Genomic DNA, 20,459 nt, shown 5'->3' on the forward strand with positions numbered 1-20,459 from the left:
GATAATCGCGCGCTACGGGGATCAGCGTTGTTTGGTCCATTTTTGACTTAGGTAGAGACTTGTCCGACAACCAATGGGGAATCATTTTGCCCCAGGGGAGTCGGAACAATGCTCGCCAACCTGGCATATAGATAGCTGGCCGTTGGTTTTTTGATCTGTTTTCGGCGAGGGTTGCTCGTGATTGTTAGTCCCTGTAATGCACCAAAATTGTCTGCCAAACGGTTACGAAACGCACTGGTGACGGGCTCCGCCCTGTTTTGCCTGTTCGGCGCGGGTCAACTGTGGGCATTCAGTCTGGATGATGTGTCGGCCAAGGCAAAAGAGCTGGCCGGGCAGAAATACGAAGCTCCGCGCAGCAATCTGCCGAACGAATTCCGCGAAATGAAGTTCGCGGACTACCAGAAAATTCGTTTCCGCAACGAAAAAGCCGAGTGGGCCGATCAGAACACCCCGTTCAAGCTGTCCTTCTATCACCAGGGTATGCACTTCGATACACCGGTGAAAATCAACGAAGTCACCGCCGACAGCGTCCAGGAAATCAAATACGACCCGACGCGCTTCGATTTTGGCGACGTGAAGTTTGATCCCAAAGCCACCGAACAGTTGGGTTATGCCGGCTTCCGTGTGCTGTACCCGATCAACAAGGCCGACAAGCAAGACGAAATCATGACCATGCTGGGCGCGAGCTACTTCCGCGTGGTCGGCAAGGGCCAGGCGTACGGCCTGTCTGCCCGTGGCATGGCGATCGACACTGCATTGCCGTCCGGCGAAGAATTCCCGCGTTTCACCGAGTTCTGGATCGAGCGTCCAAAGCCGGGTGAGAAACAACTGGTGATCTTTGCACTGCTGGACTCCCCACGGGCGACCGGCGCGTATCGCCTGATCCTGCGTCCGGGCACCGACACCATTGTCGACGTGAAATCCCAGATGTTCCTGCGCGACAAGGTCAGCAAACTGGGCGTTGCCCCGTTGACCAGCATGTACCTGTTCGGCGCGAACCAGCCTTCCAAAGTGCTCAACTACCGTCGTGAGCTGCACGATTCCAGCGGCCTGTCGATCCATGCCGGCAACGGCGAGTGGATCTGGCGCCCGCTGAACAACCCTAAACACCTGTCGGTCAGCAACTTCACCGTAGAGAACCCGAAAGGTTTCGGCCTGCTGCAACGCGGTCGCGACTTCAGCCACTACGAAGACCTCGACGACAACTACGACAAGCGCCCAAGCGCCTGGATCGAGCCAGAGGGCGACTGGGGCAAAGGTACCGTCAACCTGGTGGAAATTCCGACGGCTGACGAAACCAACGACAATATCGTTGCGTTCTGGAGCCCGGCCGAGCTGCCTGAAGTCGGCAAGCCACTGGATGTGTCCTACCGCTTGCACTGGACCATGGACGAAAAATCCCTGCACCCAAGCGACAGCGCCTGGGTCAAGCAGACCCTGCGTTCTACCGGTGACGTGAAGCAATCCAACCTGATCCGCCAGCCAGACGGCAGCGTGGCCTACCTGGTGGACTTCGAGGGCCCGTCCCTCAAGGCCCTGCCGTCGGATGCCCCGGTGCGCAGCCAGGTGAGCGTCGGCGACAACGCCGAACTGGTTGAGAACAGCGTGCGCTACAACGAACACACCAAAGGCTGGCGCCTGACCCTGCGTATGAAGATCAAGGACGCAGGCAAGCCGACCGAAATGCGCGCCGCGCTGGTGCAGGACGTTCCGCCACCGGCTCCTGAGCAGGACTCGAGCCACGTGCTCAAGGCTGACAAGGTCCTGGCCAAGCAGCACGAAAAACAGGCCAAGAAAGACGCGAAAGACAAGGAAGCCAAGCAGCCAGAAGCTGCCCCAGCCACGCCGGAGCCGATCAAGACCGAACAAGTCCTGACCGAAACCTGGAGCTATCAGTTGCCTGCCGATGAGTAATTCTCAAGTCCAGCCAGAAACTCTGCAGGAGTATCTGGCGCATCTACCGATGACCGCTGAGCAGCGCGCCGAATTGGCGGGCTGCACATCCTTCACCGAGTTGCACGAGCGCTTGTCGTCGTCGACATTCGACGCGCCGGTCGACGCCGCCCAGGCGTCGGTTGGCACGCGGTTGACCCTCAACACCGCCGAAGAGCTGCAAGACGCCGAAATGCTGGCGCTCGACGCTGCTGGCCGTGTGTGCCTGAAGGCCACGCCGCCAATCCGTCGTACCCGCGTGGTGCCGGAGCCGTGGCGCACCAATATCCTGGTGCGCGGCTGGCGCCGACTCACCGGGCGCAGCAATCCTCCGGCGCCGCCGAAGGATGAGCGTGTATTGCCGGCCGCGCGCTGGCGTACCGTCGGTTCGATCCGTCGTTACATCCTGCTGGTGCTGATGCTCGGCCAGACCATCGTGGCTGGCTGGTACATGAAAGGCATCATGCCCTACCAGGGCTGGTCGCTGGTCGACTTCGACGAAATCCGCAACCAGACCCTGCTGCAAACCGCCACCCAGGTACTGCCATACGCTTTGCAAACCAGCATCCTGATCATGTTCGGGATCTTGTTCTGCTGGGTGTCGGCCGGTTTCTGGACCGCGTTGATGGGCTTCCTGGAATTGCTGACTGGTCACGATAAATACCGGATCTCCGGTAAAAGTGCCGGTGACGAGCCGATTCCGAAAGACGCCCGTACCGCGCTGGTGATGCCGATCTGCAACGAAGACGTGCCTCGGGTATTCGCCGGTTTGCGCGCCACGTTCGAATCGGTCGCCGCCACCGGTGACCTGGACCGCTTCGATTTCTTCGTGCTCAGCGACAGTAATGACGCCGACATCTGTATCGCCGAACAGCAAGCCTGGCTCGACGTGTGCCGCGAAGCCGGTGGCTTCGGCAAGATCTTCTATCGCCGCCGCCGCCGTCGCGTAAAGCGCAAGAGTGGCAACCTCGACGACTTCTGCCGTCGTTGGGGCGGTGACTACAAGTACATGGTCGTGCTCGACGCGGACAGCGTGATGAGTGGCGAATGCCTGACCAGCCTGGTGCGCTTGATGGAAGCGACGCCGGATGCCGGGATCATCCAGACCGCGCCGCGTGCGTCGGGCATGGACACCCTGTATGCGCGCATGCAGCAGTTCGCTACCCGCGTGTATGGCCCGCTGTTCACCGCCGGCCTGCACTTCTGGCAGTTGGGTGAATCCCACTACTGGGGTCACAACGCAATCATCCGCATGAAGCCGTTCATCGAGCACTGCGCCCTGGCGCCGTTGCCGGGCAAAGGCGCGTTCGCCGGTTCCATCCTGTCCCACGACTTCGTTGAAGCGGCGTTGATGCGTCGTGCCGGCTGGGGCGTGTGGATTGCCTACGACCTGCCGGGCAGCTATGAAGAGCTGCCGCCGAACCTGCTGGACGAACTCAAGCGTGACCGTCGCTGGTGCCACGGCAACCTGATGAACTTCCGCCTGTTCCTGGTCAAGGGCATGCACCCGGTGCACCGTGCGGTGTTCCTGACCGGCGTGATGTCCTATCTGTCGGCGCCGTTGTGGTTCCTGTTCCTGGTGCTGTCCACGGCGCTGCTGGCGGTGAATACCCTGATGGAGCCGCAGTACTTCATGGCACCACGCCAGTTGTACCCGCTGTGGCCGCAATGGCATCCGGACAAGGCGGTGGCGCTGTTCTCCACCACCATCGTGCTGCTGTTTCTGCCGAAACTGCTGAGCATCATCCTGATCTGGGCCAAGGGCGCGAAAGAGTTCGGCGGCAAGTTCAAGGTGACCTTGTCGATGCTGCTGGAGATGCTGTTCTCCATGCTGCTGGCGCCGGTGCGGATGATTTTCCACACCCGCTTTGTACTCGCCGCGTTCCTCGGCTGGGCTGCGACCTGGAACTCGCCGCAGCGTGACGACGACTCCACCCCATGGAGCGAAGCGGTCAAGCGCCACGGTCCGCAAACCGTGTTGGGCTTCCTGTGGGCCCTGCTGGTGGTGTGGTTGAACCCGAGCTTCCTGTGGTGGTTGGTGCCGATTGTGGGGTCGCTGATGCTGTCGATCCCGGTGTCGGTGATCTCCAGCCGTGTCGGGCTGGGCCTCAAGTCCCGCGACGAGAGCCTGTTCCTGATCCCCGAGGAATACAATCCGCCGCAAGCGTTGCTGTCGACCGAGCAGTACACCCACGAAAACCGTTGGCACGCGCTGAACGATGGCTTCGTGCGTTCGGTGGTCGATCCGCAGCAGAACGCCCTGGCCTGCGCCTTGGCGACTTCGCGTCATCGTGAAGCGGAGCCGATTGAGTACCTGCGTACCGAACGTGTGCGTCACGCGCTGAAAGTCGGCCCGGCCGGCCTCAACAACGGCGAACGCCTGGCCTTGCTCAGCGACCCGGTCGCCCTGGCTCGCCTGCATGAGCACGTCTGGAACGAAGGCCATGCCGAGTGGCTCGCCGCCTGGCGTGACTCGATCAAGGCTGATCCGCACGCGCCGTTGCTACCGTTGCAACCGCTGTCGTCCCAGGCCCAACCGGCCTGATTCAGACGCCCCCGAGGGTTCTCTTCGGGGGCGTTCCAAGCGCTGGTCCTACAGCGTTTTCCGCTCCCTCCTACCTCCCGCTAACCTCTTGTTTTTTCGAAACAAAAGTCCCTCTTTCGAGGCATATTGCCGTGCCCGTGACTGGGTTAGCATCGCCCCGGATTTGGACGTGTCACAGGGGTATTCATGAGCAAAGGCTATTGTTTGGCGCTGCTGCTAAGCGCTGCCGCATTGATTCACACGGGGTTGGCGCAGGCCGGCGCGATTGACGACGCCGTACGACGCGGCGTGCTGAAGGTCGGCACCACACCCACCTATGTGCCTTTCGAAATGACCGACAAACAGGGGCGAATCATCGGCTTTGAAATCGACCTGCTCAACGTCATGAGCCAAGCACTGGGTGTGCAACTTGAGTTGGTCGCGGTGCCCTACACCGAGCTGGTGGCGGGGTTGCAGGCGAAGAAATTCGACCTGATCGGCAGCGGCATGACGGTCACCCAGGAGCGCAACCTCAAGCTGAACTTCAGCGACTCGTTCATTGTGGTCGGCCAGTCCGTGCTGTTGCACCCAAGCCTGGCGGGCAAGGTCGGCAGTGTCGAAGACCTGGACGACGCCAGCTACCGGATCGCCACCACCGAAGGCACCACCGGCGAGCTGGCAGCGCGGCGGTTTCTAGGGGCAGCCCGCCTCAGCAGCTTCCCCACGCCGGAGGAAGGAGTACGCCAAGTGGTACAGGGCAAGGCAGATGCTTTTATTTATGACGCGCCCTACAACCTGATCGCCCTGAACCGCCCGGAAAACACCACGCTACTGGCGCTCGAGCAACCTTTCACGTTTGAACCGCTGGCGTTTGGCTTGAACAAAGGCGATTTCGACAGCCTCAACTGGATCAACCATTTCCTCAACCAGATTGCCCAGGACGGGACCTACGATCGTCTTCACGATAAGTGGTTTAAAGACACCGCCTGGCTGGCGGAGATCGACTGAAGGTCATAACTGCTTACACATCAAGCCGTTGCTTCCATCGACCTTGCACGTGTCTACATCTGCCCTTTGCTGCGCGGTTGTGGGGCTTTTCCGACATACGCCGACAACAAATAGCCGTGAAACCTTTGTGACAGCAGACGAGTGGGTTAGGATCGCACCCCGAAATGGTGCAGCCCGTTTGCGCGCCGACCTCATAAGAATCGTTCAGGGGACTTGATGATGAAAAAGTATCTTTCGATGCTGCTGCTTGGCGTCACCGCGCTGGTCGCGGTCAATGCGGCCCAGGCCGGTGCCATCGATGATGCGGTCAAGCGTGGCACGCTGAAAGTCGGCATGGACCCGACCTACATGCCGTTCCAGATGACCAACAAGCGCGGCGAAATCATCGGTTTCGAAGTGGACATCCTCAAGGCCATGGCCAAGTCCATGGGCGTCAAGTTCGAGCCGATCTCCACCGGCTATGACGGCATCATCCCGGCCCTGCTGACCAACAAGTTCGACATGATCGGCAGCGGCATGACCCTGACCCAGGAACGCAACCTGCGCCTGAACTTCAGCGAACCCTTCATTGTGGTCGGCCAGACCCTGCTGATCCGCAAGGAACTGGAAGGCACCATCAAGTCCTACAAAGACCTGAACGACGAGAAATACCGCCTGACCTCCAAGCTCGGCACCACCGGCGAGATGGTCGCCAAAAAGCTGATCTCCAAGGCCAAGTACCACGGCTATGACAACGAGCAGGAAGGCGTGCTGGACGTGGTCAACGGCAAGGCCGACGCCTTTGTGTATGACGCGCCGTACAACGTTGTGGCCGAGAAAAAGGTCGGTAACGGCAAGCTGGTTTACTTGGAAGAACCCTTCACCTTCGAACCTTTGGCGTTTGGCCTGAAGAAAGGCGACTACGACAGCATCAACTTCATCAACAACTTCCTGCACCAGATCCGCAACGACGGCACCTACGATCGCATCCATGACAAGTGGTTCAAGAGCTCCGAGTGGCTCAAGGACATGGAATAAGGCTTTAGACCGAGTCGTGCCCTTCGCGAGCAAGCCCGCTCCCACACTTGACCGAGTTCCAACATGAGAATGCGATCAAGTGTGGGAGCGGGCTTGCTCGCGAAGGCGGCGTGACAGGCGACACCCATCCCGGAACCTGAAATGAAACAGAAAAAAGCCCAATGGCCCTGGCACCTGCTGACCGTGGTCGTGCTGGTCGGCCTGGCCGGCGCCTTGTACTACGCCACGTCGCTGATGTCCTACGAGTGGCGCTGGAACCGTGTACCGCAGTACTTCGCCTACCAGGCTGAAGAGTCCCAGCGTGCCGCTGATATCTCCACGGTGGTCGAGTTGGTGCGCAAAGGCGATGTGGCCGAAGTGACCCTGCGCAATGACGCAGGCGCCGAGCAGAAGCTGACCGTTGCCGACAACAGCCTGCAAGTGGCGCGCGGCGATGACGTGGCCGAGGGCGACGTGGTGGGCGTGACCCGCCATTGGGCATTGGGCCCGCTGATGTGGGGTTTGTGGACCACACTGTGGCTGTCTGTTGTCTCTGGCATCCTTGGCTTGATCATCGGCCTGGCGACCGGCCTGTGCCGTTTGTCCAGCAACCCGACCTTGCGGGATTTGTCGACGATCTACGTCGAACTGGTACGCGGCACGCCGCTATTGGTGCAGATCTTCATTTTCTATTTCTTCATCGGCACGGTGCTCAACCTGTCCCGGGAATTTGCCGGGATCGCCGCGCTGTCGCTGTTCACCGGCGCCTACGTGGCGGAAATCGTCCGCGCTGGCGTGCAGTCCATCACCCGTGGCCAGAACGAAGCCGCGCGGTCCCTGGGCCTGAGTGCCAGCCAGTCGATGCGCCATGTGGTGTTGCCACAGGCGTTCAAACGCGTGCTACCGCCGTTGGCCGGGCAATTTATCAGCCTGGTGAAAGACACTTCGCTGGTCTCGGTGATTGCGATTACCGAACTGCTCAAGAGCGGCCGTGAGGTGATCACCACCTCGTTCTCGCCGTTTGAAATCCTGTTCTGCGTCGCAGGCCTGTACCTGCTGATCAACCTGCCGCTGTCGAAAATGGCCAGCCGGCTTGAGCGGAGGCTCGCGCAAAGTGATTGAAGTCCGCGATCTGGTAAAAGTCTTCGACACCCGTGGGCAGGTGGTCCGCGCGGTCGACAACGTGACCACCCAAGTGGCCAAGGGGGAAGTGCTGGTGGTGATCGGCCCGTCCGGCTCCGGCAAGTCCACCTTCCTGCGTTGCCTCAATGGGCTGGAAGAATTCGACTCGGGCTCAGTGAGCATCGACGGCCTGCAACTGGCCGACCCGAAGACTGACGTGAATGCCTATCGCCGCGAAGTCGGCATGGTGTTCCAGCACTTCAACCTGTTCCCGCACATGACTGTGCTGGAAAATCTGTGCCTGGCGCAGAAAGTCGTGCGCAAGCGCAGCAAGAAGGAGCGCGAGGCCAAAGCCCTGGCGTTGCTGGAAAAAGTCGGGATTGCACAGAAGGCCAATGAGTTTCCATCACGCTTGTCCGGTGGCCAACAGCAGCGCGTCGCGATTGCCAGGGCCCTGGCGATGGACCCCAAGGTCATGCTGTTCGACGAGCCCACCTCGGCGCTGGACCCGGAAATGGTCGGCGAAGTGCTGGACGTGATGAAGACCCTGGCCCTGGAAGGCATGACCATGGTCTGCGTTACCCACGAAATGGGCTTTGCCCGTGAAGTGGCCGACCGCGTGCTGTTTTTCGACCATGGCAAGTTGCTGGAAGACGCCGCACCGGCCGAATTCTTCGATGCACCAAAAGACCCGCGAGCCCAGGCCTTCCTGCGCCAGGTCCTATAGCCTGAATTTGCCCACCAGCGCTTGTAGATCCAGGCTCAGCCGGGTCAGCTGAACACTCGCCGCCGCCGTCTCTTCACTGGCGGCGGCGGTTTGTTCGGATACATCGCGCACCTTCAACACACTGCGATTGATCTCTTCCGCCACTGCACTCTGTTCCTCGGCGGCAGCGGCAATCTGCGGGTTCATTTCCTGGATGATCGAGACTGTGCGGATAATTGCCCCCAAGGCATCGCCTGCATCACGGCTCAGGTCGACGCTGTAGTCAGTCAGGGCGCGGCTGCCGTCCATGATATCGGCCACCTGCTGGGTGCCGGTGTGCAATCCGAGTATCAGCCCTTCGATCTCTTCAGCGGATGCCTGGGTGCGCTGGGCCAGGCTGCGCACTTCGTCGGCGACCACGGCAAACCCGTCACCTGCCGTACCCGCGCGTGCGGCTTCAATGGCAGCGTTCAGGGCCAGCAAGTTGGTCTGCTGCGACACGGACTTGATGACGTCCAGCACGCCCCCGATCTTTTGACTCTCTTGTTGCAGTGCGATCATGGCCTGGCCCGCGCGCGCCATTTCGTGGGCCAGATGACCAATCTGCTCCACCGCCTGCCCGACCACCCGGTCCCCGGCGGTGGCTTGATGATCGGCTTCATTGGCCGCTGCCGATGCTTGTTCGGCATGTCGCGCCACTTCCTGGGCGGTGGCGAGCATTTCATTCATGGCGGTGGCGACTTGGTCGGTCTCGTCCTTCTGGTTGCTGATGCCTGCGCGGGTTTGCTCCGTCACCGCCGACAGCTGTGTGGCGGCACTGGCAATCTGTCGGGCGCTGTCACTGATGCCGCTGATCAGGCTGCGCAGGTTGCGGGTCATGTCGCCGATGGCCTGTTGCAGTTGGCCCAGCTCATCGTGGCGCTCTGCGTGGATGTTGTGACTGAGATCGCCCTGGGCGATGCGGTTCGCCGATGCCAGTACCTGGCGCAGCGGCACGGCGATCTGCCGGGCAATCCACCAGGCAGCCAGCGAACCGAGTAGCAGGGCCGCAGCCGTGACGCTGATGAGTAGCGTCCGGGTGTGGTTCGCTTCGGTGTCGCGCTTGAGCGTCTGGCTTTGGCTAACGAATTCGCTGTGTTCGAGCAACTGGTTGAGCTGCTGTTCAAGACGATTCTGTACGGTCTCTGTGGTGATCTGCGCCTCCTTGAGCTTTACCAACTGCGTGCGATAGTTTGCCAAGTCGGCTTTGAGCAGGGTTGAGTCAACGGGTAGCTCGGTGACAGCGGCTTGAGCTACGTCCAGCGCGTCGAGGGTCTTACCGACAGCTTCTGAATAGGCTTGTAATGACTCGGCAGCCCAAGCGGGGCTTTGGGCTTGGCCTTCGGCGTGCGTTATGGCCTGGCGCAGGTTTTCTACAACCTCCAGGGCAGGCTGGTCTTGTCGGTCAGGTAGCCCGCGGGCTAGTTGAGCCAGAGTCTCGTTGGTCCGGAGTACGGTTTTCTTGAGCGGTGGGCGTGTGTTTTCCCGTTGTTGGATCAGGGAGGGCAGCTCCAAAAGCTCGGCATTGAAGCTGATCACCAGGCGCTCCGCCTCCTGAATACGCGCCCGATCGGCTGGGTCTATCAGGTGAGTTGTCAGGTAGTTGAGGTGCTGATCGATGCGTTCGAGCTGCTGTTTCATTTTGTCCAGGCTGGCGGTGTCCGTAAGCGTTCGGTAAACAATACGGTCGGCACGCATGGCTTCGGCGACGGCGGCCAGTTGGCCAAGCACAGCCAGGTTGCTTGAGCGGAACAGTACGGTGTTGAGGGCCTGCCAGCCTGTGCCGGCGATGGCGAAGCTGAGTACCAGCACCTGGCCAAACCCCAGTGCGAGCTTGAGGCGGACGCTGGCATTGACCAGCAAGCGGGTCAGCCGAGAAAACATGATGAACCTCCGAATCTGAAGAAGCGTTTCGCAACAAAGGAAACGCTAATTCGATTCGGTGTAACGCTGGGCTGATAACTACGTAGGACGTTTCACAAATTTTTGATCAGATCCGGAAACGCCCCACCAGCGATTGCAGGTAAATCCCCAGGCGGGCCAGCTCGGCACTGGATGCAGCGGTTTCTTCACTGGCCGACGAGGTCTGTTCCGACACATCGCGCACGTTCAACACGCTGCGGTTGATCTCTTCCGCCACTGCGCTTTGTTGCTCGGCGGCCGTGGCGATCTGCGAGTTCATCGCCTGGATGGTCGAGACCGTGCGGGTGATACTCGCCAAGGCGCTGCCGGCGCGACGGGTCAACTCGACGCTGCTGTCGGTCAAGCCACGGCTGTTGTCCATGATGGTCGCCACTTGCTGCGTGCCGCTTTGCAGGCCGACGATCAGCTCTTCGATCTCTTCGGTGGACTTCTGGGTACGTTGGGCCAGGCTGCGCACTTCGTCCGCCACCACGGCGAAGCCACGCCCGGCCTCACCGGCGCGCGCGGCTTCAATCGCGGCGTTGAGGGCCAGCAGGTTGGTTTGCTGGGCCACGGACTTGATCACGTCGAGCACGCTGCCGATCTTGTCGCTTTCGCGCTTCAGGTCGCCCATGGCGACCGTGGAGTTGCCCACCTCGGTGGCCAGGCGTTCGATCTGGGCGATGGCTTCGCCGACCACCTTGTCGCCTTCACGGGCCTGCTGGTCAGCCGCCACGGCAGCTTCGGAGGCCTCCTCGGCGTTTCGCGCCACTTCCTGCACGGTCGCGGCCATTTCGTTCATGGCGGTGGCAACCTGGTCGGTCTCGACCTTCTGGCTGTTGACCCCGGCGCTGGTCTGTTCGGTCACGGCCGACAGTTGCTCGGCGGCGCTGGCGATCTGGGTGACACCGTCGCTGATACCACCGATCAGCTCGCGCAGGCCGACGGTCATGCTTTGCATGGCGCGTTGCAGCTGGCCCAGTTCGTCCTGGCGCGTGGAAGTCAGGTTGTGGCTCAGGTCGCCGGAGGCGACGCGTTCGGCCACCTTGAGGGTCTGATTCAGCGGGATGACGATCTGGCGTGTGATCGCCCAGGCGGCCACCAAGCCGAAGATCAACGCCAGCACGGTCGCCAGCAGCAAGAGTTGTTTGGCCTGCGCGGCGTCGGTGTCGCGCACCACGGTTTGCGAGGTGGTGAGTTTTTCGCTGTGGCCCAGCAGGATATCGCCCTGGGCATTCATGATTTTCAGCGCCTCGGCGGCGGCGGTCTGGGAGTCGCGGTACTGGCTGACGGCCGCGCGGTAGGCTTGCAGCGAGGTGCTGGCCTGCTGCAGGTTGGCCTGGTACTGCGCGGGCAGTTGGCCTTCCAGTTCGGTGATCTTCTTGATGGCGTTATCAATGGCATCGAGGGCCGGCTGTTCAGCCTCGACCTTGGCGCTGTAGGTGTAGCCGCGCACCTGGAAGCGCGCTTGCTGAATCAGTTTGCTCAGGTCGACCACGCTGTTGAACTGGGTGACGCTGTCGCCTTGCAGCAGGCTTTTTTCGACCTCGCTGACCTTCGCCACGGCGTTGTCGGCGGTGTCGCCCAGTTTGCTGCGGGCACCTTCGCGCTTCAGCCCGGCCTGGACCATGGCGGCAAAGGCCTTTTTGTATTGGTTCAGGGCGTCTTGTTGCTGTTCTACCAGGGCCTTGTCGTCGGGTTGCTCGATCAGGTCGGCGGCGGTTTTCAGGCCGCTGTCCAGTTTGGTGATCAGGTTGTTGACCGCGTCGGTGCCTTGTTCGCCGCGACGCATTTCGAAGTCCAGGCGCGCCAGGCGCAAGTCCTTGGTCAGGCCGTTGAGGCTGGAGATATAGCCCAGCTTGTCACCGCGATTGATCACATCGCCCAGGCCGGTCCAGCCGGTGAAGGTGATCATTAATGTCAGCAGTAAGACCAGGCCGAAGCCCACGCCGAGTTTGGTTTTGACGCTGATATTCCCCAGCTTTTCGGCTAACCAACGATACATGCTGCGAACTCCCCTGGAACAAGGCTTGGACTTATTCAAAGGTTATCGGCAGGTTGGAATCATTCTGTAGGAGCCGGCTTGCCGGCGATAGCGTCTGCGGCTGCTCGGGGTACGGCGCTGGACCTGTGGCGAGGGAGCTTGCTCCCGTCAGCGGCCTGGCAGCCGACTAGGATGTTGGATCAGACTGAGTACATATCCATTGATGCTGTAACGGCCACTATTGGTTCCGCTCTTACAGCGGGTCACTTTTGGAAAGACCCAAAAGTAACCAAAAGGTCTTCGCCCCAACACTCNNTGCCCGTAATCCGACAGTGATTTGGGGGGCCGCCGCCACGCGCCATCCATGGCGCGGGGCGGCTAAACCGGCATCCCTGCCGGTTTACCCCCCAAATCCCTGTCGAATTCCGGCCAGCGTGTTTGACGGGGCGCCTAAGATCAAAAGCTAGATCAAGATCAAGAGCGGCTCGCTTCGCATCGTGGTTAGGGGGGGTTACAGCGTTGTGTCGATATTAATGTTAGAAGAGCCGGGCGAGCAGGGCGGTGACGGCGGTTTCGACGCGCAGGATGCGTGCGCCTAGTTGCACAGGCTGTAAGCCCGCTTTGTTGAGCAAATCTACTTCGTAGGGAATCCAGCCGCCTTCCGGGCCGATCGCCAGGGTCACCGGCTCGTCCAGCCCGCGTGGGCAGGCCGGGTAATCACCGGGATGGCCGATCAGGCCCAGGGTGCCTGCGGTCATGGCCGGCAGGCGGTCTTCGACGAAGGGTTTGAAGCGTTTTTCGATGATGATCTCGGGCAAGATCGTGTCCCGCGCCTGTTCCAGGCCGAGGATCAGTTGTTCGCGAATCGCCTCGGGTTCAAGGAATGGGGTTTGCCAGAAGCTTTTTTCGACCCGGTAGCTGTTGAGCAGCACGACCTTGGGTACGCCCATGGCGGCCACGGTCTGCAGCACCCGACGCAGCATCTTCGGGCGTGGTAGGGCCAGCAGCAGGGTCAGTGGCAGCTTGGCCGGCGGCGGTTGGTCGAAGCTGACGTGCAGCTCGGCTTCAGTCGTTTCCAGGCGCAGCAGTTGGGCGTTGCCCATCTGCCCGCCGATGCGGCCGACGCGCAGGCTGTCGCCGACGGCGGCGCGGTGGACTTCCTGCATGTGCACCAGGCGTCGATCACGCAGCACCACACGGTCGGCCGCGATGAAGTCGGCCTCTTCGAGGAGCAGCAGGTTCACGGCTGGGTCGCTGGCGGCTGGTCGTCGTCGGGCTGGTCATCCGGGTGTTCGCCGCGCTTGCTGATCAAGCCGCTGAACAGGATGCCGATCTCGAACAGCATCCACATCGGCACGGCCAGCAGGGTCTGGGAGAAGATGTCCGGTGGCGTAAGGATCATGCCGACCACGAAGCAGCCGATGATCACGTACGGGCGGATCTTCTTCAGGTACGCCACGTTGACCACGCCGATCCATACCAGCAGCACCACGGCCACCGGGATTTCGAAGGCCACGCCGAAGGCGAAGAACAGCGTCATCACAAAGTCGAGGTAGCTGGTGATGTCGGTCATCATTTCCACGCCGGCCGGGGTGGCGGCGGCGAAGAACTTGAAGATCAGCGGGAACACCAGGAAGTAGGCGAATGCCATGCCGGTGTAGAACAGCAGGATGCTCGACACCAGCAGCGGCACGGCGATGCGCTTCTCATGCTTGTACAGGCCCGGCGCGATAAAGCCCCAGATCTGGTGCAGGATCACCGGGATCGCCAGGAACAGCGAGACCATCATGGTCAGCTTCAACGGCGTGAGGAACGGCGACGACACGTCGGTGGCGATCATCGTCGCGCCGGCCGGCAGGTATTGGCGCAGCGGCGTGGAGACGAAGGTGTAGATCTGCTGGGTAAAGGCGAACAACCCGGCAAAGATGATGAAGATGGCCGCTACGCAACGCAGCAGGCGGGTACGCAGCTCGGTGAGGTGCGAGACCAGCGGCATATGCTGGTCGTTTTCCGGTTTATCAGCGCTCATGGGGCTCGCGGCGGCAATGTAGGGTCATGGGGCGCGGGCGACGCGGTGGGCGTCGGCGCAGGCTCGGTGGGCGCGGTCGGTGCGACGGGTGTGGCTTCAGCGGCCGGTGCGATGCTGTTTTCAGCCACAGGCTCCGCCGGTTTGGCGGGCTCCTGCACCGGCGACAGAATCTTCCGGGCTTCTTGCTCCAACGACAGAATGTGCTCGTTGTGCAGTTGCCGGCGGATCTCGTCGGCGCCGATTTCCCGTTCAACTTCCTGTTTGATGGCGTTGAAACTGCGTTTCAGGCGCCCGATCCACAGGCCGGCCGTGCGTGCGGCACCGGGCAGGCGTTCCGGCCCCAGTACCAGCAAGGCCACGAGGCCGACGAGCAGCAGTTCAGAGAAGCTGATACCAAACATTAGTCAGTGCTCACGAGTCTTTGCGGGTCGGCTCTTCGACTTTCTCAGCCTGCACGTCGAAGGTGCGACGCTCGGTGATCGGCTGGGTGGCCTGCGGGTGCACAGGCTGCGCCGGAGGCACCGGGTTGGCGGCCGGGTCGGCGGGTTTTTCGTCGTCGTTCATGGCTTTGCGAAAGCCCTTGATCGACTCGCCCACGTCGGTGCCCAGGTTTTTGAGTTTCTTGGTGCCGAACACCAGTACCACCACCACCAGAATGACGATCCAGTGTTTCCAGTCAAAAATGCCCATGCTGCAAATCCTCAAGTCTTAGTTATTCAGGCGGACGGGCGCGAGGCTTTCTCGGCATGCCCGGACAAGCCGAAGCGTCGGTCCAGTTCATCCAGCACAGCCTGCGGATGCTGCCCCAGTTGGGCGAGCATGACCAGGCTATGGAACCACAAGTCTGCGGTCTCATAGATTACATCGCTGTAATCACCGCTGATTTGCGCGTCCTTGGCCGCAATGATGGTCTCGACGGATTCTTCGCCGAGCTTTTCCAGGATCTTGTTCAAGCCCTTGTGGTACAGGCTGGCGACGTAGGAACTGTCGGCATCCGCGCCTTTGCGGTCTTCCAGCACCTGGGCCACGCGGTTCAGGGTATCGCTCATGTCTAGTGTCCTGCCGAGTAAATGGCGTGCGGGTCTTTGAGCACCGGCTCCACCACTTTCCATTCGCCATTTTCGAAAACGCGATAGAAGCAGCTGTGGCGGCCGGTGTGGCAGGCGATGTCGCCGATCTGCTCGACCTTGAGGATCACCACGTCGGCGTCGCAGTCGATGCGCATCTCGTGCAGGGTCTGCACGTGCCCGGACTCTTCGCCCTTGCGCCACAGTTTGCCACGCGAGCGTGACCAGTAGATGGCGCGCTGCTCAGTGGCGGTGAGGCTCAGGGCCTCGCGGTTCATCCAGGCCATCATCAGCACGCGCCCGGTCTTGTAGTCCTGGGCAATGGCCGGCACCAGGCCGTCACTGTCCCACTTGATCTCGTCCAGCCAGTCTTTCATGTTCGGCTCCGGCAATTTGCGACAGTGTATAACCGGATTGGCTATCGACGCACGATCAGATAAACACCGACGGCGACCATGATGCCAGCCGGCCAGTGGCCCAGTTGGTTCAGCGGGCCACCGATGGCCAGCATCACCCCGCCGACCAGGTGCGCAGCGCCCAGCAGGCGCAGGAACCAGTCGTCCTTGCGCTGTTTCCAGGGCGGCGCCGGGTCCTTGGCGTGCGGCTGGGACATGCGCTCCAGCAGGTCGCGGGTCATGTTGGCCAGGTGCGGCAGTTGTTCCATCTGGCTGTGCAGGTTGCCCAGCACGGTTTTCGGGCTCATGCGCTCGCGCATCCAGCGTTCCAGGAACGGCTGGGCGGTGTTCCACAGGTCGAGGTCCGGGTACAGCTGGCGGCCCAGGCCTTCGATGTTCAGCAGGGTCTTTTGCAGCAATACCAACTGCGGCTGCACTTCCATGTTGAAGCGCCGCGCAGTCTGGAACAGGCGCATCAACACCTGGCCGAAGGAAATATCTTTTAACGGTTTTTCAAAGATTGGCTCGCACACGGTGCGGATCGCCGCTTCGAATTCGTTGAGCTTGGTTTCTGCCGGCACCCAGCCCGAATCAATGTGCAACTGCGCCACGCGGCGGTAGTCGCGCTTGAAGAAGGCGAACAGGTTGCGCGCCAGGTAGTCCTGGTCTTCCGGGGTCAGGCTGCCGACGATGCCGCAGTCGATCGCAATGTACTGCGGGCTCCACGGGTTCACGGTGCTGACGAAGATGTTGCCGGGGTGCATGTCGGCGTGGAAGAAACTGTCGCGGAACACCTGGGTGAAGAAGATCTCCACGCCGCGCTCGGCGAGCATCTTCATGTCGGTGCGCTGGTCGGCCAGGGTTGCGAGGTCGGTGACCTGCACGCCGTAGATGCGCTCCATCACCAGCACTTTCGGGCGGCACCAGTCCCAATACACTTGCGGCACGTACAGCAGGGGCGAGCCTTCGAAGTTGCGCTTGAGCTGGCTGGCATTGGCGGCTTCGCGCAGCAGGTCGAGTTCGTCGTAGATGGTTTTTTCGTAGTCGGCGACCACGTCCACCGGGTGCAGCAGGCGCGCATCGGCCGAGAAACGCTCGGCGGCGCGGGCAAGGATGAACAGCCACGCCAGGTCCTGGCCGATGATCGGCTTGAGGCCGGGGCGGATCACCTTAACCACCACCTCTTCGCCGGTCTTGAGCTGCGCCGCGTGCACTTGGGCGACGGAGGCCGACGCGAGAGGCTCGACGTCAAAGCGGCTGAAGACTTCGCTGATCTTCTTGCCCAATTGTTCTTCGATCAGCGCCATCGACTGTTGGGAGTCGAACGGCGGTACGCGGTCCTGCAACAGCATCAGCTCGTCGGCGATGTCTTCAGGCAGCAAGTCGCGGCGGGTCGAGAGGATCTGCCCGAACTTGATGAAGATCGGCCCCAGGTCCTGCAACGCCAGGCGCAGGCGCGCGCCACGGCTGAGCTCCAGCTTTTTGCGCGGGAACCAGCGCCACGGCAGCACATAGCGCACCGCGAGCAGGAACCATGGCAGGGGCAGGGCGAACAGCAGGTCATCGAGTTGGTAGCGGATTACGACGCGCTGGATACGAAACAAACGGCGGACGGCGAGCAGCTTCATGCGTTATCGCTTGGATCAAGGGAACGGCTCAGGCGCTCGAAGCGGGCCTCAAGGCGTTCCAGGTCGATTTTGGCCTTGTCGAGTTCACGAAAGCGCGCTTGCGCTTCCCGTTCTCCGACCAGGGTGCGCGATTCTTCGCTCAAGTATTCGGCGAGGTTCTGGTTGAGGCTGGCGAACCCTTGCTGGTACCAGCGCGAACGGCTGCGCAGGTGCCCGCTGATCAACTGGGTGGCGACGGGGCCGATCCAGCGTGACAGCTCGTATTCCCAGTCCAGTTCCAGGTCTTGCAGCACGGCAGCCAGGTCCATCAGCACCGAGCTGTCGCCTTCCAGCTCCACTTCGGCGCTGTGCAGGATGGCGGTCTTGTTGCGGCTCAGGGCCAGGTGCAACAGGCTCGACGCCGGCGCACGCAGGGTGCAGTCGGCGTCGGCGGCCCATTGGGTCGCGAGCATCAGGCCTTCATCGCTGGGCAGGATAAACAGCTGCAAAGCGGGGCTGCGGCAGTCGACGGCAATCACTTTGCCATTGAGGTGCGCAAGCCGCGCCAGGGCGGTGCTGTCCAGGCGCAGCACACGGTTGAGGCCGTGTTCAACGCTGGCGAGAAAGCCTGCGAGCAACATCAGGGCTTGATGCCACGGTGCAGGGCGACGATACCCGAGGTCATGTTGTGGTAGGTCACGCGGTCGAAACCGGCTTCTACCATCATCGACTTCAGGGTTTCCTGGTCAGGGTGCATGCGGATCGATTCGGCCAGGTAGCGATAGCTCTCGGCGTCATTGGTGATCAGCTTGCCCATCAACGGCATGAAGGCGAAGGAGTAGGTGTCGTAGACCTTGGACATGATGGCGTTGGTCGGCTTGGAGAATTCCAGCACCAGCAGGCGGCCACCCGGCTTGAGCACGCGCAGCATCGAGCGGATCGCGTCTTCCTTGTGGGTGACGTTACGCAGGCCGAAGGCGATGGTGACGCAGTCGAAATGGTTGTCGGGGAATGGCAGTTTTTCTGCGTCGGCCTGGACGAATTCGATATTGCCGGCCACGCCTTTGTCCAGCAGGCGGTCGCGCCCGACCTTGAGCATCGAGCCGTTGATGTCGGCCAGTACCACTTGGCCAGTCGGGCCCACCAGCTTGGAGAACTTGGCCGCCAGGTCGCCCGTGCCGCCGGCGATGTCCAGTACACGGTTGCCAGGGCGAACACCCGACAACTCGATGGTGAAGCGCTTCCACAAGCGGTGCATGCCGCCCGACAGCACGTCGTTCATCAGGTCGTACTTGGCCGCGACCGAGTGGAACACCTCAGCGACTTTTTCCGCTTTCTGGCTTTCCGGGACGTTCTTGAAGCCGAAGTGAGTGGTGGGTTCGGCATCGCTGCCTTTGCGCTGATCAGTCATATCGCTGTCACCAAAAGAGAATGCGGGACATGATAATCCCCAAGGCCTGCTTTGTCTTGGCAAGGCTGCAGGTAAGATGGGTGGTCACCGAGACCTTTGCCGCATCGAAGGTATTCACGTCCCTATAAAGAGGAGTCATTGCAATGGCCCGTATAACCGTTGAGCGCGCACATTCCCTGGGTAAAGAAGGCGCGCGGGCAAAGGCCGACAAGTTGGCGCTCAAACTCAAAGAGCAATATGGCCTGGAGCCGTCGTGGTCCGGCGATACCTTGAACCTCAAGCGTTCGGGGGTTAAGGGCACGGTATTAGTCACTGAAGATTCGTTGCGTATCGATGTGGAACTGGGCCTGTTGATGTCGGCCATGAGTGGCACCATCAAGTCCGAAATCGAAAAAGCCCTGGATAAAGCCTTGGTGTGATCCGTCTGTTCTTAGGGTGCCGATTCTAATTTTCCAGCCTACTTTGTGCCCAAGCCCTCAACTCCTGCGGGCCGTTCCTCCCCCCTAATCTGCGTGAGGTGCACCATGGCCAAAGTTATCCTGAAGAAAAAAATCGACGCCCAGACCACTACCCTGAGCGAGGTTAAATCCTACGCCCGCAAGATCTGGCTGGCAGGACTTGGTGCTTACGCCAAGGTTGGAAGCGAAGGCAGCGAGTACTTCAAAGAGCTGGTTAAGACCGGTCAACATGTTGAAAGTAAAGGCAAAAAAGTTGCAGTTGAACAACTTGAGGCCGCCAACAGTCAGATTGACCAAGTAAAGAGTAATGTCTCCGCCGTCAAAGGTCTGGTAGAAGTTCAGCTGGATAAAGTTGAAAAAGCTTTTGATACTCGCGTTGCCAGTGCCTTGAATCGAATCGGCATTGCGTCTAAACATGACGTTGAGACACTCTCTGCTAAGCTCGAAGAGCTGACGACATTGCTAGAACGTGTCGCGCGTAAACACTAAGGAGACATCGGGATGGCTGTTAAAAAGACTACTCAGAAAGAAGGCAGCTCGTGGGTCGGGGAAGTTGAAAAATATTCCCGTAAGATCTGGCTTGCTGGTTTAGGCGTGTACTCGAAGGTTAGCAGTGACGGCGGCAAATACTTCGAGACTTTGGTCAAGGACGGCGAGAAGGCCGAGAAGTTGACCAAAACCACGGTTGGTAAAAAAGTTGAAGCCGCCAAGGCAACTGCCGGCTCCGCCAAGTCGAGCATTTCTGACACGTGGGGCAAGTTGGAAGAAACTTTCGACAAGCGCCTTAATAGTGCCATTTCGCGACTCGGCGTGCCGAGCAAGGCAGAGCTGAAGACGCTGCACAGCAAGGTCGATACCCTGACCAAGCAAATCGAAAAACTGACCGGCGCTAAAGTGGCTCCCGCGAAAACGGCTGGTGCAAAACCGGCTGCCAAGCCTGCGGCTAAAACCGCAGCGGCCAAACCGGCTGCGAAAACTGCCGCCAAGCCTCTGGTAAAAGCGGCCGCCAAGCCGGCTGCCAAACCCGCTGCCAAGGCTCCCGCCAAAGCGGCGGCTAAACCAGCCGCCAAGCCTGCGGCAAAAACCGCCGCTGCCAAACCGGCCGCCAAGCCTGCCGCTAAACCAGTTGCCGCTAAAGCTGCTGCCAAGCCAGCCGCCAAACCAGCAGCCAAGGCCGCCGCTAAACCAGCCGCCAAGCCTGCGGCCAAAACTGCAGCTGCAAAACCTGCTGCCAAGCCAGCCGCTGCGAAACCTGCAGCCAAGCCGGCCGCCGCTAAAC

At 60.8% G+C, this 20,459-nt stretch carries 20 protein-coding genes and 1 pseudogene; 9 read left to right on the forward strand and 12 right to left on the reverse strand.

Annotated features, from left to right (window positions below):
- Nucleotides 1-177: 177 nt before the first annotated feature.
- The 6 genes from HX812_RS01145 to HX812_RS01170 all read left to right on the forward strand — a co-directional run bounded on the left by HX812_RS01145 (nt 178) and on the right by HX812_RS01170 (nt 8,309).
- Nucleotides 178-1,914, forward strand: coding sequence for a glucan biosynthesis protein G (locus tag HX812_RS01145; RefSeq protein WP_038844817.1), 1,737 nt, complete (start codon nt 178-180; stop codon nt 1,912-1,914).
- Nucleotides 1,907-4,477: a glucans biosynthesis glucosyltransferase MdoH gene (gene mdoH, locus HX812_RS01150; RefSeq protein ID WP_038844768.1), complete on the forward strand. Its 2,571-nt coding sequence runs from the start codon at nt 1,907-1,909 to the stop codon at nt 4,475-4,477. Before HX812_RS01145 ends, mdoH begins: the two co-directional genes overlap by 8 nt.
- A gap of 186 nt (nt 4,478-4,663) precedes the next feature.
- The gene (locus HX812_RS01155) at nt 4,664-5,464 is read left to right on the forward strand and encodes a transporter substrate-binding domain-containing protein (protein ID WP_038844770.1); all 801 of its coding nucleotides are present in this window, start codon (nt 4,664-4,666) and stop codon (nt 5,462-5,464) included.
- Between the two features lie 219 nt (nt 5,465-5,683).
- Complete coding sequence (locus HX812_RS01160) at nt 5,684-6,481, forward strand: transporter substrate-binding domain-containing protein (RefSeq protein WP_025999974.1); 798 nt, start codon at nt 5,684-5,686, stop codon at nt 6,479-6,481.
- Nucleotides 6,482-6,622: 141 nt separating this feature from the next.
- Nucleotides 6,623-7,582 carry an amino acid ABC transporter permease gene (locus HX812_RS01165; protein ID WP_038844772.1) on the forward strand — a complete coding sequence of 320 codons (960 nt, stop codon included), beginning with the start codon at nt 6,623-6,625 and terminating at the stop codon, nt 7,580-7,582.
- Entirely contained in the window at nt 7,575-8,309 is a 735-nt protein-coding gene (locus tag HX812_RS01170) for an amino acid ABC transporter ATP-binding protein (RefSeq protein ID WP_038844774.1), read from the forward strand. Before HX812_RS01165 ends, HX812_RS01170 begins: the two co-directional genes overlap by 8 nt.
- On the opposite strand, the gene HX812_RS01175 is transcribed toward HX812_RS01170, so the two are convergent.
- From HX812_RS01175 to ubiE, 12 genes and pseudogenes are all read right to left on the reverse strand, one after another.
- Nucleotides 8,304-10,211 (reverse strand): methyl-accepting chemotaxis protein, encoded by a 1,908-nt coding sequence (locus HX812_RS01175; RefSeq protein ID WP_038844775.1) that lies wholly within the window; start codon nt 10,209-10,211, stop codon nt 8,304-8,306. The genes HX812_RS01170 and HX812_RS01175 overlap by 6 nt on opposite strands.
- A gap of 106 nt (nt 10,212-10,317) precedes the next feature.
- The gene (locus HX812_RS32290; protein ID WP_370590771.1) at nt 10,318-11,190 is read right to left on the reverse strand and encodes a methyl-accepting chemotaxis protein; all 873 of its coding nucleotides are present in this window, start codon (nt 11,188-11,190) and stop codon (nt 10,318-10,320) included.
- A pseudogene (locus HX812_RS32295) lies at nt 11,176-12,234 on the reverse strand (methyl-accepting chemotaxis protein); the annotation flags it as partial. The gene HX812_RS32290 and the pseudogene HX812_RS32295, both read right to left, overlap by 15 nt.
- 515 nt (nt 12,235-12,749) lie before the next feature.
- Nucleotides 12,750-13,457 (reverse strand): 16S rRNA (uracil(1498)-N(3))-methyltransferase, encoded by a 708-nt coding sequence (locus tag HX812_RS01185; protein WP_038844777.1) that lies wholly within the window; start codon nt 13,455-13,457, stop codon nt 12,750-12,752.
- Nucleotides 13,454-14,242, reverse strand: a complete 789-nt coding sequence (gene tatC / locus HX812_RS01190) for a twin-arginine translocase subunit TatC (protein WP_010213805.1) — start codon at nt 14,240-14,242, stop codon at nt 13,454-13,456. Before tatC ends, HX812_RS01185 begins: the two co-directional genes overlap by 4 nt.
- Nucleotides 14,239-14,643 (reverse strand): Sec-independent protein translocase protein TatB, encoded by a 405-nt coding sequence (gene tatB, locus HX812_RS01195; RefSeq protein ID WP_038844779.1) that lies wholly within the window; start codon nt 14,641-14,643, stop codon nt 14,239-14,241. The genes tatC and tatB overlap by 4 nt, the downstream gene beginning before the upstream one ends.
- Before the next feature lie 10 nt (nt 14,644-14,653).
- Nucleotides 14,654-14,932 (reverse strand): twin-arginine translocase TatA/TatE family subunit, encoded by a 279-nt coding sequence (locus HX812_RS01200; RefSeq protein ID WP_003171180.1) that lies wholly within the window; start codon nt 14,930-14,932, stop codon nt 14,654-14,656.
- A 26-nt stretch (nt 14,933-14,958) separates the two neighbouring features.
- On the reverse strand, nt 14,959-15,291 hold the full coding sequence (locus tag HX812_RS01205; protein ID WP_003187881.1) for a phosphoribosyl-ATP diphosphatase: 333 nt from the start codon (nt 15,289-15,291) through the stop codon (nt 14,959-14,961).
- Between the two features lie 2 nt (nt 15,292-15,293).
- Nucleotides 15,294-15,686, reverse strand: coding sequence for a phosphoribosyl-AMP cyclohydrolase (gene hisI, locus HX812_RS01210; protein WP_012721796.1), 393 nt, complete (start codon nt 15,684-15,686; stop codon nt 15,294-15,296).
- Between the two features lie 41 nt (nt 15,687-15,727).
- Nucleotides 15,728-17,332 (reverse strand): ubiquinone biosynthesis regulatory protein kinase UbiB, encoded by a 1,605-nt coding sequence (gene ubiB / locus HX812_RS01215; RefSeq protein ID WP_033897736.1) that lies wholly within the window; start codon nt 17,330-17,332, stop codon nt 15,728-15,730.
- Nucleotides 17,329-17,952, reverse strand: coding sequence for an SCP2 domain-containing protein (locus HX812_RS01220; protein WP_038844781.1), 624 nt, complete (start codon nt 17,950-17,952; stop codon nt 17,329-17,331). The genes ubiB and HX812_RS01220 overlap by 4 nt, the downstream gene beginning before the upstream one ends.
- Complete coding sequence (ubiE, locus tag HX812_RS01225) at nt 17,952-18,722, reverse strand: bifunctional demethylmenaquinone methyltransferase/2-methoxy-6-polyprenyl-1,4-benzoquinol methylase UbiE (RefSeq protein ID WP_033897738.1); 771 nt, start codon at nt 18,720-18,722, stop codon at nt 17,952-17,954. The genes HX812_RS01220 and ubiE overlap by 1 nt, the downstream gene beginning before the upstream one ends.
- 143 nt (nt 18,723-18,865) lie before the next feature.
- Between ubiE and HX812_RS01230 the strand changes: the two genes are divergently transcribed.
- From HX812_RS01230 to HX812_RS01240, 3 genes are all read left to right on the forward strand, one after another.
- Nucleotides 18,866-19,141, forward strand: coding sequence for a polyhydroxyalkanoic acid system family protein (locus tag HX812_RS01230; protein WP_038844783.1), 276 nt, complete (start codon nt 18,866-18,868; stop codon nt 19,139-19,141).
- A gap of 105 nt (nt 19,142-19,246) precedes the next feature.
- A complete protein-coding gene (locus HX812_RS01235) occupies nt 19,247-19,669 on the forward strand; it encodes a phasin family protein (RefSeq protein ID WP_038844785.1) in 423 nt (140 codons plus the stop codon).
- A gap of 12 nt (nt 19,670-19,681) precedes the next feature.
- Nucleotides 19,682-20,459: phasin family protein (locus HX812_RS01240; protein WP_178949109.1), on the forward strand; the 778-nt coding region annotated here is incomplete at its 3' end.

The sequence above is a fragment of the Pseudomonas sp. IPO3749 genome (genome assembly GCF_013386605.1).
In the GTDB taxonomy this organism is placed as follows: domain Bacteria; phylum Pseudomonadota; class Gammaproteobacteria; order Pseudomonadales; family Pseudomonadaceae; genus Aquipseudomonas; species Aquipseudomonas azotoformans_A.

Excerpts from the sequence above, each read along its gene's own strand:
- mdoH (WP_038844768.1), top strand. The coding sequence starts at position 1,907 with ATGAGTAATTCTCAAGTCCAGCCAGAAACTCTGCAGGAGTATCTGGCG.
- HX812_RS01155 (WP_038844770.1), top strand. The coding sequence starts at position 4,664 with ATGAGCAAAGGCTATTGTTTGGCGCTGCTGCTAAGCGCTGCCGCATTG.
- HX812_RS01160 (WP_025999974.1), top strand. The coding sequence starts at position 5,684 with ATGAAAAAGTATCTTTCGATGCTGCTGCTTGGCGTCACCGCGCTGGTC.
- HX812_RS01165 (WP_038844772.1), top strand. The coding sequence starts at position 6,623 with ATGAAACAGAAAAAAGCCCAATGGCCCTGGCACCTGCTGACCGTGGTC.
- HX812_RS01175 (WP_038844775.1), bottom strand. The coding sequence starts at position 10,211 with ATGTTTTCTCGGCTGACCCGCTTGCTGGTCAATGCCAGCGTCCGCCTC.
- HX812_RS32290 (WP_370590771.1), bottom strand. The coding sequence starts at position 11,190 with ATGCAAAGCATGACCGTCGGCCTGCGCGAGCTGATCGGTGGTATCAGC.
- tatC (WP_010213805.1), bottom strand. The coding sequence starts at position 14,242 with ATGAGCGCTGATAAACCGGAAAACGACCAGCATATGCCGCTGGTCTCG.
- tatB (WP_038844779.1), bottom strand. The coding sequence starts at position 14,643 with ATGTTTGGTATCAGCTTCTCTGAACTGCTGCTCGTCGGCCTCGTGGCC.
- HX812_RS01200 (WP_003171180.1), bottom strand. The coding sequence starts at position 14,932 with ATGGGCATTTTTGACTGGAAACACTGGATCGTCATTCTGGTGGTGGTG.
- HX812_RS01205 (WP_003187881.1), bottom strand. The coding sequence starts at position 15,291 with ATGAGCGATACCCTGAACCGCGTGGCCCAGGTGCTGGAAGACCGCAAA.
- hisI (WP_012721796.1), bottom strand. The coding sequence starts at position 15,686 with ATGAAAGACTGGCTGGACGAGATCAAGTGGGACAGTGACGGCCTGGTG.
- ubiB (WP_033897736.1), bottom strand. The coding sequence starts at position 17,332 with ATGAAGCTGCTCGCCGTCCGCCGTTTGTTTCGTATCCAGCGCGTCGTA.
- HX812_RS01220 (WP_038844781.1), bottom strand. The coding sequence starts at position 17,952 with ATGTTGCTCGCAGGCTTTCTCGCCAGCGTTGAACACGGCCTCAACCGT.
- ubiE (WP_033897738.1), bottom strand. The coding sequence starts at position 18,722 with ATGACTGATCAGCGCAAAGGCAGCGATGCCGAACCCACCACTCACTTC.
- HX812_RS01230 (WP_038844783.1), top strand. The coding sequence starts at position 18,866 with ATGGCCCGTATAACCGTTGAGCGCGCACATTCCCTGGGTAAAGAAGGC.
- HX812_RS01235 (WP_038844785.1), top strand. The coding sequence starts at position 19,247 with ATGGCCAAAGTTATCCTGAAGAAAAAAATCGACGCCCAGACCACTACC.